Source organism: Chitinophaga silvisoli, from assembly GCF_003412465.1.
Lineage (GTDB): Bacteria > Bacteroidota > Bacteroidia > Chitinophagales > Chitinophagaceae > Chitinophaga > Chitinophaga silvisoli.
This window is the reverse complement of the sequence record NZ_QTJV01000028.1, coordinates 1-14,435: the sequence shown is the minus strand read 5'-3', so window position 1 is coordinate 14,435 and position 14,435 is coordinate 1. Positions and strand designations below refer to the sequence as shown.

The following is a 14,435-nucleotide window of genomic DNA, read 5'->3' as shown; positions in this document are numbered from 1 at the left end:
GAGGAAAGAAGTTCTTTGAGTTAACGAACCATCTGGGAAATGTGCTTGCAACGGTTTCTGACAGGAAGATTGGCGTGTCCCTTGATAGTTTGAGGATAAGCAGTTATAATCCAGTTATCAACTCGGCCCAGGAATACTATCCTTTCGGTATGTTGATGCCTGGTAGAGGAGGGCATATAGGTACAGGAAGGAATGTTGCGGGTAGTACTGTTGTAATGAATGGAGATACCATCCCTGCGACACTGACGGTTACCCAGCGGACGAATAATACTCCTGGAACTTATATGGCTACGCAGACAATAAGTTTTGAAGGGGAGTTTTCAAGTGGAACAGCAGATGAGTTTACGACGCTTTTTGTAGATCAGACGAGTGCGGATCCTGGGACTGAAAGTGGAATAAGTTATGGTATAGCTGCGAAGGGGTATAGGTATGGGTTTAATGGGAAAGAGAATGATAATGAGGTGAAGGGTGAGGGGAATGAGCAGGATTATGGGATGAGGGTGTATGATCCGGGGTTAGGGAAGTTTTTGAGTGTAGATCCGTTGACGCGGGAGTATCCGTGGTTTACTCCATATCAGTTTTCTGGAAATACACCTATACAAGCGACAGATCAGGATGGTGCAGAGACATTTCTCGAACAATTCCATTTCTCAAAAAGGCAATATGCTGAATTTCAAATCGCGAGAGCAAAATGGCTGGCAGAAGAAGAACAAAAGAGGCGAAATATAGTTCTTATGGCCGACATTTATGGGAATGGCCATATTGGCTCAGAAGCGGTAGTGAAAGACCAATTAGCATATATTAAGGATGAGCATGAGGAAGCAGTTGCTTCTGCGATTATCCAAGGGCCTTTTGGATCTTTGGGATTCTTATTAGGCGGGGATCAATCAGCGCTGAAGTGGAGTGTTGTTGACGGGACAATGATGTCGTTTAGTGGGATTCCGGCTGGAAAATCTAGTGTTTTTCCTTCAACCATAAATGTTAGTGAACGCAGCAGTATTTCTACAAATGGAGTTGAAATGCCAGCTACAATAAGGCCTATTGGAGTAAACATTTCGAACATAGAAAGTACTGATGGCGTCGAAGTCCCCGGGAGAGTTCAATCCAGAATTAATATAACTAATAAGGGATGGAAACATGTACTAGATAGGCATTTTTCAGGAAGAAGGAATGCGTCACAGTTCACGATAACTCCTGAAATGTTGAGTAGTTTATTATACCAAGTTAGGAAATCTCCTGTTATTAGGACTACGACAGCAATAGTAGATGGTAAGCCAGAATTGAGGTTTATAAGACAAATTGAATTTAATAGTCCTATTGGATATGATAAATTTAAGAATTGGGAGCTTACTTCAACAATGACAGTTATGACAAATATTAACGGAGATTTGATTACAGCAACACCAGGTACAGTAAAATAAAATAATATGATGAAACTTATTGGTAGTAAAATAGAAAATGAACTTAGGACGTCACTTATAGCGTCGAGCCTGTCATTGTTTAATTCTAATAATGAGGTAATTAAGAAATTGAAGTTAGTTTATCCGGAGATGATTAGCGCCTATATTCTTGATTGGATACCTGAACAGGGAGAATATATTTACTTTATATTAATTAACGGTTCTATTATTGTGCAGATTGAATGGAATCGAGAGAATGACGAATGTTATATTGAAGAAACATTTAGCATACCTGAGTATTATAAAGAAATAACCAGGACTGAAAAAATTAAACTAACAATTGCTCTTGAGCTAGCGACTAAAGAAATGAACAAGAATGCAGGTAAGTGAATAACAGATTCAGCATATTAATTATCTATTAATGATTTTCATCAATAATGGTACTGATACTGAGTGAATTCAAATAAAGATTGCAGCTGATTTTGGTTTTGCTTTAAGTATGGGATATGCTTGAGTAAGTCTTTGAAATTTAACTAAACAGGTGATAACAGAATTTGGGGAAGTAAAAACTGGCAGTATGTAAAGTCCCTTGCAGTATAAAGTTGAAAAATTCTATCGGTTATAAACTTACTGTAATAATGCACCTTAACATTTCTCATAGAAAACGGACCTCTACAAAACTGAGGCATGCAAAGCCAGCTATTGGCTTTGGCAATTGCCACCTTTGTCATTGACATATTAAAATGGAAATGTTATACAACATATGATACGCAGGGTCGCGTGATAGAGTTGGGAGAGAATAGGGGGGATACAGCGTGGAGTACGGTATCGGTAGGGAATGCATATAAGGAGGATACCAGTTATGATGGGAATGGGAATATCCTGCGATATACGCGTTATGGCAGTGGCGTGGGAGGGAAGCAGCTGCAGATGGATAGTTTGCGGTATGTGTATATGCGGGATGGCCAGGGGTATTTGAGTAGTAACAAGTTGACGCAGATGCTGGATAGTATCGAGGGGGATCCATATACGGAGGATGTTTCCAGTCAGGGAGTAAATAACCATATTTATGATAATATTGGTAACCTGATCGGGAATGTGCGGGATAGTGTGGTGAATATTTAATGGACGGTGTATGGTAAGATCAGTGGGATAACGAAGGGAGATTGCAGTTCTTTGGTGTATAGGTATGATGCTGGTGGGAATAGGGTGTATAAGGGGTATACGCATGATGGGGTGACGGATAAGACGTGGTATGTGAGAGATGCGGCGGGGAATGTGCTGGCGGTGTAAGGGAATAAAGGCGGAGGGACCGATGTGTATTGGAAGGAGCAGCATTTGTATGGGAGTAGTAGATTGGGGATATGGGAGCCTGGGGCGTTATTGGGTAGTGAGGTGGATACGGTATGGAATAAGGTGGGCGTGAAGCGGTATGAGCTGGTGAATCATTTGGGGAATGTGTTGTCGACGGTGAGTGATAATGCGGTGAGAGAGGGGGATCATTATGTGGCTGAGGTGTTGAGTGCTGGGGATTATTACCCGTTTGGGATGGGAATGATGAATAGGAAGTGGAGTTTGGGCGGGTATAGGTATGGGTTTAATGGGAAGGAGAATGATAATGAGGTGAAGGGGGAGGGGAATGAGCAGGATTATGGGATGAGGATTTATGATCCGGGATTGGGTAAGTTTTTGAGTGTGGATCCTATTACTGCCAAATATCCGGAGTTGACACCGTATCAGTTCGCAAGTAATAGACCTATTGATGGCATTGATCTTGATGGTCTTGAGTATCTTAGATATTAGTTGAATATTAATGGATCTACAGGTCAAATTATGTCGAGTGAAGTTATATTGCATAATCCAAAGCAGCATAATGAATTTGGTCCCTTAGGTAAAGTATGGAAAATAGCTTGCATTGTGCTGAGATGGAAAGTGTTGGGTGGCAGCAGTCGATCCAATCCAGTCGCTGCTTTGGCGGTATTACCGTGATTTTTTTTTAAGCTGGGCGATCTCCATCGCCTCTTGCCCTAAAAGTTGTTGAAGGTTATCAATTGTCTCTTGTTTATCCTCATAGACCTCCTGCTTCCCCTTCATGAAAAGTGTGTAAGCGTTATCCTTTAATTGGTTGCGCCATGAGTTCGCCTGTGTTTTGTTTATACTAAACTGCTTCGCAACAGCTTCGGTGGTAGATGCCTGAGATAGGGCTTCTATAGAGACTTTGGCCTTGAATTGTGGGTCATAACTTTTCTTGGGTGTCTTGGTAGTTTTTGCCATTTTGGTTAAGGTGTTGATTTAGTTTATACTATCCACACCTGTCTAAAATTTGGGGATCAACATATTATGATATTACAGGAAGATGCAATTATTATTACAGAGAGCTATTTAAAAACAGAATCACAACAAAGCGGTAATAATTTAAAAATAATGACTGATAAGACTAGGGCATTTGAATTTGGATGGTTATTTTTTATCATCCGAACGAATTTATGGACACGGGAGATATTTATGAGATGCCGGTGTAACAGCGATTAAAGTGACCAGAAAGATACAAAATGAATATTGGAGAACTGTTCCTTTAATGATAAAATTGGATGAAAAAGCAAAGGTCAATCCTTCAATTTTAAAAATAGGTAAAAGAGTTTCTTTAGCTGATCCACAATAAATATTTATGAATTTTGTAGAACGAAATGCAAAAAGGGGATTTGGTCAACCTGTTATTACAGGTCGAGGATTGACGGTATTTAGTGTAGTTTCATTTGCTTATTATAAAGATGATATGAATTTTTTTCTTAATGAGTTTGATCTTTCTAAGGAGGAAATGAAATCTGCTATACTATATTGTAAAAATAGACAGTGCAAGTTAATTGATAGCCCTTCTGATCGTTATTGTGTTGGTTGTATACTACGAAGTATTAGTGAAGGTTGGAAATCTATTCAGGATGATTTTATAGAATCAGATGGTATTTCTATTTCTAAAAATAATGGTACGGTCTATTTAGGCACTAAAGAGGAATTAGAAGATGATGAGTTTGGAGTGATGGGGTGGGTACTAGCAGAAGCCGTAGAAAAAAAATGGTTATTATAAAGACGGCTATAGTTTTGAAACAATTTATAGCTTGCAGCAGCCAATTAAGATTGGTGGCTGTTTTGTTGAATATCATGTAGTACTTATTGGCCTTTCCACAATGTCCTTTAGAGGTATGCCTCCGGGATGTTGATAAAGGCATATAGTATTTAGACTTAGCTTTGGACTAAGCCATATTATTTTTTCCAGTTACGAGGAAAAAATCTTAATCTGATTGATTGGAACTTCGTTAAGATTTTGGCTCAGTACATATTTAAGCCATTCGTATGGATTCACATTATTCAGTTTACAGGTTGCCAATAAAGAGTATAGTAACCCAGCCCTGGTAGCTGCGTCATGACTGCCGCAGAATAAATAGTTTTTTTTCCTACAGCCACACTTCTCATGCATCTCTCGACCGCATTATTGTCTAATTGAAGATGCCTTGTAGATGCATTTAGGCTCAACTTTTCCCATCTCTTAATGCTATATGCAAGTGCTTTAGCGATAAGGGGTTAGGGCGAAGTTGTTTGTATTTTTCTTTCATCCACTCACCTAATGCCTTAAGGATAGGAACACTTTCCTTTTGCCGCCTTGCCTTTCTTTGATCGATGTTCAGTTGCTCATCTTTACATGCCTGTTCAATAGCATATAACTTAGTTATTTCTGACAGTGCATATGAAGACAGTTGCTTGTTATTACTCTCTGCATAATATATTCTACGTCGGGTATGAGCCATACAGTAGAAGATTGTAATATCTTCAAGAGGAAGCTCATCGTATACAGCATATCCATCTTTCTAAGGATGAAATGAAATCTGCTATACTATATTGTAAAAATAAACAGTGCAAGTTAATTGATAGTCCTTCTGATCGTTATTGTGTTGGTTGTATACTACGAAGTATTAGTGAAGGTTGGAAATCTATTCAGGATGATTTTATAGAATCAGATGGTATTTCTATTTCTAAAAATAATGGTACAATCTATTTAGGCACTAAAGCTGAACTAGAAGATGATGAGTTTGGAGTTATGGGGTGGGTACTAGCAGAAGCCGTAGAAAAAAATGGTTATTATAAAGACGGCTATAGTTTTGAAACGATTTATATTTCATATGATATGTAAAAATTTATTGGATTTGAAGTAATTAATTCTAACCAACATTTTGAATCTAATGGTTTACTAGAAACAGGAAGTATATTGCTTAACAATTGGAATGAAAGAAGATTAGAATCATTTAAACAAGGACAAAATTTAAGCATTGTTGAAAAAGGCAATGAATAGCAAGAAATATTTGATGGAATAAAGCAAGATTATACAATTGAGTCTTTTCTAATTCCGGTCCCTAAAGGCCTAAATTTACTTTTCCATGGTGTCTGATGTTCGTGCCAGGGTGGATAGTATTAAGTGGAACGTATATGGTAAAATAGCCAGGATATACAAGCATGATAGTACTTCTATCGGCTATGCGTATGATGCAGCTGGAAACCGGATCAGTAAGTCAGTGATCAGCAAGACGAAGGATACTGTTCAGACATTCTATATTCGCGATGCTACGGGAAATATACTGAGTACCTATACTTATCGGGATACATCAGTTAATAGTGGCCAGTTAAGTCAGATAGAAGCCAATTTGTATGGTTCCAGCCGTTTAGGGATGTCAACGTTGGCAACTAATGTACAGGATTCAACACCAACACCGACTACTAGTATCATTGGGTTAGGTTATGGGGAAAATATTACATTTACAAGAGGAAGGAAGTTCTTTGAGTTAACGAACCATCTGGGAAATTTGCTTGCAACGGTTTCTGACAGGAAGATTGGCGTGTCGCTTGATAGTTCGAGGATAAGCAGTGATAATCCAGTTATCAACTCGGCCCAGGAATACTATCCTTTCGGTATTTTGATGCCTGGTAGAGGAGGGCATATAGGTACAGGAAAGAATGTTGCGGGTAGTACTGTTGTAATGAATGGAGATACCATCCCTGCGACCCTGACAGTTACCCAGCGTAGTAATAATACTCCGGGAACTTATATGGCTACGCAGATAATAAATTTTGAAGGGGAATTTTCAAGTGGAACAGCAGATGAGTTTACGACGCTTTTTGTAGATCAGACGAGTGCGGATGCAGGGACTGATAATGGAGTGAGTTATGGGATAAATGCGAAGGGGTATAGATATGGGTTTAATGGGCAGGAAAGAACAGATGAAGCAAAAGGTGAGGGAAATAGTTATACGGCATTGTTTTGGGAGTATGATCCTAGAGTAGCAAGAAGGTGGAATGTAGATGTTCGCCCTAAGGTTTGGGAAAGTCCCTATGTCTCTTTTGTAAATAATCCATTATCAATTATTGATCCGTTAGGTGATACTACTTATAGATTTGGTCGTGATGGACAATTTCTTGAAAGAACAGATTTTCATGCGAGTGGAGCAAGAGGAGTAATAGGCTACTATAAAGAGTTTACTGATGTAAATGATAAAAAATTTAACGGATGGGTTACAGATAGATCATTCAATTTTAATGATTTATCGATTGATAAGGAACAACTAGATAATCTGAATCCAGGCGATCTCGGAATAAGATTTATTTCCGATGCTAATTTGTCCTGGATAATGAATAAGTCATCTGTTATGAATAGAAACATTTTCAGTAGATGGGATTATGCTCTTGTTGAATCAGTGGGCGGTAGAATGGATTTTAATTGGAATTATACTTTGCCTGTTGCTGGATTGGGTGGTGGCGATGGAGATGTTATACAATTTGATCAGGAAGGGGGGTTCTTCTTATTCGAAGGGCATAACACAGCTTATAATGTAAACGATGCGGGCCAATTTCTATGGGGATATGCAATGAAGAAATCCGGATTTTCAATTGCCTCTACTTTGCTAGGAGCGAACAGTCATGCTCTGATTTCTTCTGGTGGTAGAGATAGTGAAGGTGATCAAAGAGCGATAAAAAATGGATATTTTTATGATGTTAAGCTAATTAAGTCTAGCTTTCGATTTACGCAACCATGGGCTAACTGGCTGCCTTCTTTACAAATTATTCAGCCTGAGTCTCCTGATGCGGGAATATTTAGGGATTTACCAGCTTTCGAGGGTCGGCCACGCAGAAGATAAGTAAAATTAAACAATATGAATAATAACTATATTAAAAAGATAATAACATTTAATTTAATAATTGGGCTTACAGGAATATCTGTATTATGGATGTTGGTATTATTGATGCGACTGACTAAAAGATTTGTAAATATCTTTTTTATGTTACCCCATATAATTATTTATATGCTTTTTTTAAATGTTGGTTATTTTATTCTTTTAATTTATTCGGAAAAAATTGAAAGAGTTCTCAATGTTAAGTACAGTTTAAAGAGAGTTTATTTATTAGCGTGTATTATAATTAATTTCTTGCTTGGTATAGCTATGATTTTGGAGTTTTCTTTATACTGAAGATCTTCTTTGTGTAAAAGCGCATTAGCTGATGTTGGGTAAAAACTAGACTAAAAAAAATTGGGGAGAAGGACATATTGCACAGATTGACCGATTTGGCGACTCAGTGATTGCTCTAATGAAAACCGACCTTTATATGAGGGTGTTTATAAGTTCTGTCTTTAATCCGGATAATTGGAAAGAGATTACTTATTTCCCACGCTATGTATATCACATATGTGCTTCTGGAAATCAAATGGCGGCACTAACAACAGATAGTTTTAAGTATAAAATATTTTTTTGTTTTTCTGATAATGGAGGAAGGGATTGGATGAATGATTGTGAACCTATTCATGATCCTTACCAGTACCCTATGTTAAAGGATGGTAAGTTGTTCTATTTAGCCAGATTTGAAAGTGAGAAGAAATATCCTGATTCTTTAGTTGTATACGATTTTGTTAAAAATTCTGATAAGTTAATAAAGTTACCTAAAGATTTTTTATGTGTTGGTGTCAGTTGCGTTCAGAATAATATAATTCTGACTGGTTTTATGAATGGAGGAATTACGATTTATCAACTTGATCCAGCCCTGGAATTTAAAAAACTATATACTTACGCTGCTGATAATTTATCGAACCCATTGGTGTATTATAGAAGTAAAGGTGCTGACTGGATTTTTGCTGTTGAAAATAATGGAAGTCGGAAAAGAATAGCCATTATTAAAACATCTGATATTGGAAAAAGTTTTGAAACGTCCAAGGTTGATTATATTCGTAATATCTACCTTCATTCCTTTATTGAACAGGATCGTGTGGTGAAAGTTTGGTTTTTCAATGAATCAGGAAATTTCCAGATATTTGAATCGAAGAATAAATAGTCTTGTTGCTCATTGAATAATGTACATTAAGATGCAATAAGGAAATTGTATATTTCATTCTGAGATAGTGGCATTGGCTAAACATATATTATAAAATGCTACCTTATTGAAGATGACAGGAAGGGCCCAAATGAAGTCTAAAACATCTGATCCTTCTTGGCAAAAATGTAAGATTGTTAAGCATATAGCAGGGAATGACCATTATTATGAAGGGCAGATAGTGGTTATGTAATGGCCCTGAGAAATAATACTGCTTCAGGCAACAGGGTCACAGGGCTGATGGTGGCATTGAAACCTAACAGGGAAGCGAAGTGGGCCCGGACATTAGATTTGAAAGGTGCAGGGAATGAAGGTTATTCAATTGCTCAGAATAATGATACACTGGTAATAGCGGGTTGTGCCTATGGGAAGGTATTTACAAGTACGTTGTATAATATGTTTATAGCCAAACTGAATATCTCAACAGGTGAATTGATACCTTCAGGCACTGTTATTTATCAGAAGCAATCCAGTTTATCAGAAGGCGGTTATTCAGCGCAGTTATTTAAAACAACAAATGGTTTTGTCTTCAACTTTACAGCTACCTTCCTTGCAACGGGTTCAGCGCCTCAGACCAATTCAAATATAGTGGTAGGAGTAAGTAATGGAGGTAAGGTATTGTTCTCAAAACAATTCAATAATCCTTTCGGGGTCAATCCCAGTCAATGGATGCCAATAGCACCAACATCTGATGGTGGTTTGATAGCAGTTCAGAATTACGCAACCACACCAACGCATGTGTTATGGCAGAAATTGGATGCCGATAGAAAGATGGAATGGTCTGACATGATCAATACAACTGTGAAAACAGATATTCATGGTGTAATTGAGCGTCCTGATGGAACTTATGCAGCCATAGGTAATTATGGTGACTATAATATGTTGATGTTGAGTAAAGGGGTGAATAAGGTGGCTTGTTTGGATAGCCTGTTTACAAATACTGTGGATAGTGTTGGCCTGGATGTAAATACAACTACCACCACCTGGAGTTCGAGTGCAGATTCTCTTAACAATGCAAAATCCAGCATTTCCAACTACCCATGTATTGTAACTGATTTGACAACATCTATAAATCGTGGGTCAATAAATTGTTCTGTTCCAACCTGTACCACTATTCATGAAGGTCCACTTTTATGCGGTAATGCTACGCCTGTATATCCAACCATCACACTCGATACCACCAATAGCTGTACCGACGCTGAAAACTACGCTATCATGGTGGGAACAGACCAATATAAGGCTTACCGGGATTCTCTTTCCGGCAACTTTGCGAAAGAGTACCTGGACACAGCCTTAGCTGGCGGACAGCGGGAGGTGTTCACCCTGACTTACACAAGCAGCGAGTATCATTATACCTTATATTACTACAACCAGGCAGGTAATCTTATCAAAACAATACCTCCCGCAGGAGTAGTCATCGATCGTTCTGATGCCTGGGCGGGCAAAGTAAGAGCAGCCCGTGCGAATCATACCCTTTTAGTGCCGGCGCATAAAATGGCGACGCATTACAGGTATAATACGCTCAACCAGGTTGTTTCAAAGAAAACACCGGATGATGGCGTTTCAAATTACTGGTACGATCGCTTAGGTAGATTGGCCATCTCCCAAAACTCTAAGCAGATCGGGGAGAATAAATACAGTTATACCCAATACGATGCATTAGGCCGTCCAATAGAAGTGGGAGAGATAAGCAATACTGCTGCTATGAATGATTTGATAAGCAGGGATACGCTGAAGTTAAAGAACTGGATAGCTGGTGCTAAGTCAACACGTACCCAGATCACAGTAACAAACTATGATGTTGCGTATAGTGCATTACCTGCGGAACACCTCGTTCCAGAAAACCTGCGAAACCGGGTATCATGGGTGGCCCTCTTTAATGATGCATTGGCATATGATACCATGGGCTTTGCTACGGCTACCTACTATAGCTATGATATACTTGGTAATGTCAAAACACTGTTACATGATTATAAGCAGGGACCGCTGGAAAGATATAGTAACCGTTGGAAGAAGATTCAGTACAAGTATGACCTGATCAGTGGCAAAGTTAACTGGGTAGGTTATCAGCCTGGTAAAAAGGATGCTTTCTATCACCGTTATAATTATGATGCATTAAACAGGTTAACGAATGTAGAAACCAGCCGGGATAGTATTTTCTGGGAAAACGATGCTTATTACCAGTATTATAAACATGGACCTTTGGCCCGTACAGTAATCGGTCAGCAACAGGTACAGGGAATTGACAATGCTTATACGCTGGAGGGTTATTTAAAAGGAGTAAACGGTACTACCCTGAACTCCACTTTCGATATAGGTGGTGATGGTGCCAGTGGTAGTTTGGTTCCGAAGGATGTATTTGGCTTTGGTATTCATTACTATGGAAACAAAGACTATACACCAATCAATTCTTCAGTTAAGCCATTTGCGGCGGCAGTCGGTAATAAGCCACTATTTAATGGCAATATATCCGCTATCAGCCAAAGCATATCATCGATTAATACACCGCTGGAATACACTTATTCTTACGACGTGCTCAATCGCCTCAAAGGCATGACAGCTAACAAAGGCCTGGACACCCTGACCAATTCCTGGACGAATGCATTTACCGCACTACCAGATTTCCAGGAGAATATTAGTTATGATGGAAATGGTAATATCCTGAAATACAAGCGAAATGGCAATAACTCTTTTGCGGGTTCTCCATTGGTGATGGACTCCATGACCTACAATTATCGTCCTGGAACTAACAAACTGACCTATGTTAAGGATACGGTAAACTGGGCCCGTTATGGGAACGATATTGATAACCAGGGGTATGATAACTACAAATACGACAGTATAGGTAATATTGTATCCGATCGCCGGGCAGGAGTTGACAGTATCAGGTGGAATGTATATGGCAAAGTATCCAAAGTCTTCAAACAGCGATCGTCTATACATATGACGTAACCGGTAACCGGATCAGCAAGGGGGTAATCAGCAAGGCAAAGGATACCACCCAAACCTGGTATATGCGAGATGCAACAGGTAATATCCTGAGTGTCTATACTTATAATGATACCTCGGTCAATAAAGGTCAGCTCAGTCAGATTGAAACAAACTTGTATGGCAGCAACCGCTTGGGTATGAATACATTGGCAATCAATGTACAGGATCTGACAACACCTGCGGGAACGAGTATGACCGGATTGGGTATGGGAAGAAATGTTACCTTTATAAGAGGAAAGAAGTTCTTTGAATTGACAAACCACCTGGGGAATGTACTCGCTACTGTTTCTGACAGGAAGCGGGGTGTATCCCTCAATAATACGACTGTAGATCATTATAATGCAGTAATAGTCAATGCGCAGGAATATTATCCCTTTGGCATGCTAATGCCAGGCAGAGGTGGTCAAATTGGCACGGGTAAGAATATAGCAGGTATCATTATCAAAAATGGAGATACGATACCAGCAATATTAACTGTGACTCAGCGCACGAATAACCTGCCAGCGACGTATATGGCAACAGAGGCCATTAGTTTTGAAGATGGGTTTTCGAGTGGAGATAGTGATGCGTTTACGACGCTGATGGTAGATCAGTCTAATGCGGATGCAGGGAGTGATAATGGGGTGAGTTATGGGATTGCCGGTAAAGGTTATAGGTATGGGTTTAATGGGCAGGAAAGAAGCGATGATATCAAAGGAGAGGGAAATAGTTATACTGCACAATTTTGGGAATATGATCCGAGCACAGGTAGAAGATGGAATTTAGATCCCAAACCTATTGAAGGAATATCATCTTACTTAGTTTTGGGCAATAATCCAATTAGCAATATTGATCCCGACGGAGATCTTTTTTTCGGCTTATTTGGATCGACTTCAGAGCAGAGACAGGCGGCAAAAGTGTTTGTTAAAGAAAATGGAGGAGAAGTCAGAGATAGGTTGTCACGTAATATTCATGTCAATTACGATCGGCAACAGTTATTTTCTGATGAATCGGGTAATATTGGATTTGAAGTAATTAATTCTAACCAACATTTTAAATCTAATGGTTTACCTGAAACAGGAAGTATACTGCTTGACAATTGGAATGAAAGAAGATTAGAGGCATTTAAACTAGGACGAAATTTAAGCATTGATGAAAAAGGCAATGAACAGCAAGTAATTTTTTATGATGGAATAAAGCAAGATTATACAATTGAGTCTTTTCTAATTCCGGTCCCTAAAGGCCTAAATTTACTTTACCATGGTACGATTGGAGGAGTAATGAAGTCTGAACTAGGTAAAAAGGTAATGGGGGATGCTGCCAAAAAGTTGAATACTTTTACTGCTAGAGCTGTAGAGGCGGGATTTACAGGAACTGCTTCTAAACGTGTGAAAGCGGGTTTTTTTGTACAACTAAATCATAATATTCCAAGACTATTGAGTGGTAAAAACTGGTCGATATTATATAATTCAGGAAAGGCTGCAATTGTAGCTAGAACATGGCAAAATCAAGCAATTGGACTAGGATTGTCAAATATAGTAGGTGGAGGGGCATTGGGTACTTTAAACTTTAACAAATCGATTAATAGCCCATTGTCGCCTTATGATCCTAATTTAATGTACAAGAATCAATAAAAATGAAAAAGGACATACAGATAAACGAGTTAATTGCATTTATCAGTTCAAAATGCGGAGGCATAGATTTAACCGAAGAAAGCATTATTTTTGATGATTTAGGGATTAATGGAATTGATGCTGCAACATTGATGGAAGATTTGGCAATAGAGTTTGACTTTTCGTTAGAAAAATTTGATTACAGTAAGTATTTTCTTTCTGAAAGTGAACTTTCGAATATTTTTCGGTCGCTGTATTATGCGCTATTTAAAAGGGATAAGTTGCCATCAAAAACCTTTAATATTAAACATCTAAAAAAGGTAGTTGACCGAGGGGAATGGTTTGATCCTGAGGTAGTTAATATATGATATGTGGAACTATTTTTTCTCCTAAATAATAAGTTCTGGCCACTTTAACTTGGCCAGGACTTTTTATTTAGGAGAAAAAGCTTTTTTAGTTCTGGTGCCATCCCTAACGGTGATCCGGCATAAGTCTTGTTACAATTACGATTGTATGTCAGGATATTACCATTGCCATTATAGGCAATCACCTCTTTAAAGTCAGAAATACCGTGAAAGCATTGGTACAGGAGTTATTCAAACCATCCAGTCCCTTATTGGCGACCATTCCATTGAGACGATTCAATACATCGTATGAATACGTGTATTCCAATTGAAGTGTACTTGAATAGATGTTTGCCTAATAAAAAACAGAGTCGTTATGTCAATCTAAGAAACTTACTGCTTAACTATTACAATTAATTACCTAGCTGTTGTTTAATATAATACTCACAATAAATTTTGTATTCTCTTTTTATTCTCTAATTTTGCTCACATCTGCCTATTTTAACCTTTTCTGTCTGTGAATGCCTATACCCGTTTTTAATCCAAATAAAAAAGCTATGTCGTAATTTTTACCCATTAAAAATCATTCAGGCCCATTACAGCTGCAAGTAAACCTATACATGTTTATTCCCAGTCGCAACTGTTAAATAACAAGTTGAAATCACTTTACATTTATGTTGTTCTTCCTCATGGCAGGAAAC

Annotated in this window: 14 protein-coding genes and 1 pseudogene; 12 read left to right on the top strand and 3 right to left on the bottom strand. The window is 38.4% G+C overall.

Annotation, left to right across the window (positions count from 1 at the left end; all coding sequences use genetic code 11):
* The 5 genes from DXN04_RS33630 to DXN04_RS33615 all read left to right on the top strand — a co-directional run.
* Positions 1-1,421: RHS repeat-associated core domain-containing protein (locus DXN04_RS33630; protein ID WP_317128903.1), on the top strand; the 1,421-nt coding region annotated here is incomplete at its 5' end.
* A gap of 6 nt (positions 1,422-1,427) precedes the next feature.
* Positions 1,428-1,790 carry a hypothetical protein gene (locus DXN04_RS35295; RefSeq protein WP_199415200.1) on the top strand — a complete coding sequence of 121 codons (363 nt, stop codon included), beginning with the start codon at positions 1,428-1,430 and terminating at the stop codon, positions 1,788-1,790.
* Between the two features lie 297 nt (positions 1,791-2,087).
* On the top strand, positions 2,088-2,525 hold the full coding sequence (locus DXN04_RS33620) for a hypothetical protein (protein WP_116857813.1): 438 nt from the start codon (positions 2,088-2,090) through the stop codon (positions 2,523-2,525).
* Positions 2,526-2,531: 6 nt separating this feature from the next.
* Entirely contained in the window at positions 2,532-2,693 is a 162-nt protein-coding gene (locus tag DXN04_RS35035) for a hypothetical protein (RefSeq protein ID WP_158569306.1), read from the top strand.
* Between the two features lie 24 nt (positions 2,694-2,717).
* Positions 2,718-3,203 carry an RHS repeat domain-containing protein gene (locus tag DXN04_RS33615; protein ID WP_147320150.1) on the top strand — a complete coding sequence of 162 codons (486 nt, stop codon included), beginning with the start codon at positions 2,718-2,720 and terminating at the stop codon, positions 3,201-3,203.
* 177 nt (positions 3,204-3,380) lie between these two features.
* On the opposite strand, the gene DXN04_RS33610 is transcribed toward DXN04_RS33615, so the two are convergent.
* Positions 3,381-3,674 carry a transposase gene (locus DXN04_RS33610; protein ID WP_116857811.1) on the bottom strand — a complete coding sequence of 98 codons (294 nt, stop codon included), beginning with the start codon at positions 3,672-3,674 and terminating at the stop codon, positions 3,381-3,383.
* A 394-nt stretch (positions 3,675-4,068) separates the two neighbouring features.
* On the opposite strand from DXN04_RS33610, the gene DXN04_RS33605 reads away from it, so the two are divergent.
* Positions 4,069-4,485: a DUF433 domain-containing protein gene (locus DXN04_RS33605; protein WP_116857810.1), complete on the top strand. Its 417-nt coding sequence runs from the start codon at positions 4,069-4,071 to the stop codon at positions 4,483-4,485.
* Between the two features lie 189 nt (positions 4,486-4,674).
* On the opposite strand, the gene DXN04_RS35975 is transcribed toward DXN04_RS33605, so the two are convergent.
* Positions 4,675-4,785, bottom strand: a complete 111-nt coding sequence (locus DXN04_RS35975) for a transposase domain-containing protein (protein ID WP_158569304.1) — start codon at positions 4,783-4,785, stop codon at positions 4,675-4,677.
* Positions 4,767-5,203 (bottom strand): annotated as a pseudogene (locus tag DXN04_RS35970) (IS66 family transposase). The gene DXN04_RS35975 and the pseudogene DXN04_RS35970 overlap by 19 nt, the downstream one beginning before the upstream one ends.
* Positions 5,204-5,274: 71 nt before the next feature.
* On the opposite strand from DXN04_RS35970, the gene DXN04_RS33585 reads away from it, so the two are divergent.
* From DXN04_RS33585 to DXN04_RS33555, 6 genes are all read left to right on the top strand, one after another.
* Positions 5,275-5,586 carry a hypothetical protein gene (locus DXN04_RS33585; RefSeq protein WP_116857806.1) on the top strand — a complete coding sequence of 104 codons (312 nt, stop codon included), beginning with the start codon at positions 5,275-5,277 and terminating at the stop codon, positions 5,584-5,586.
* A gap of 244 nt (positions 5,587-5,830) precedes the next feature.
* A complete protein-coding gene (locus DXN04_RS33580) occupies positions 5,831-7,582 on the top strand; it encodes a hypothetical protein (protein ID WP_116857805.1) in 1,752 nt (583 codons plus the stop codon).
* 466 nt (positions 7,583-8,048) lie between these two features.
* A complete protein-coding gene (locus DXN04_RS33570; RefSeq protein ID WP_147320149.1) occupies positions 8,049-8,768 on the top strand; it encodes a hypothetical protein in 720 nt (239 codons plus the stop codon).
* A 231-nt stretch (positions 8,769-8,999) separates the two neighbouring features.
* Entirely contained in the window at positions 9,000-11,759 is a 2,760-nt protein-coding gene (locus DXN04_RS33565) for an RHS repeat domain-containing protein (RefSeq protein ID WP_116857802.1), read from the top strand.
* A gap of 62 nt (positions 11,760-11,821) precedes the next feature.
* Positions 11,822-13,411: an RHS repeat-associated core domain-containing protein gene (locus tag DXN04_RS33560; RefSeq protein WP_147320148.1), complete on the top strand. Its 1,590-nt coding sequence runs from the start codon at positions 11,822-11,824 to the stop codon at positions 13,409-13,411.
* Between the two features lie 2 nt (positions 13,412-13,413).
* Entirely contained in the window at positions 13,414-13,758 is a 345-nt protein-coding gene (locus DXN04_RS33555) for a DUF1493 family protein (protein WP_116857800.1), read from the top strand.
* Positions 13,759-14,435: the final 677 nt, after the last annotated feature.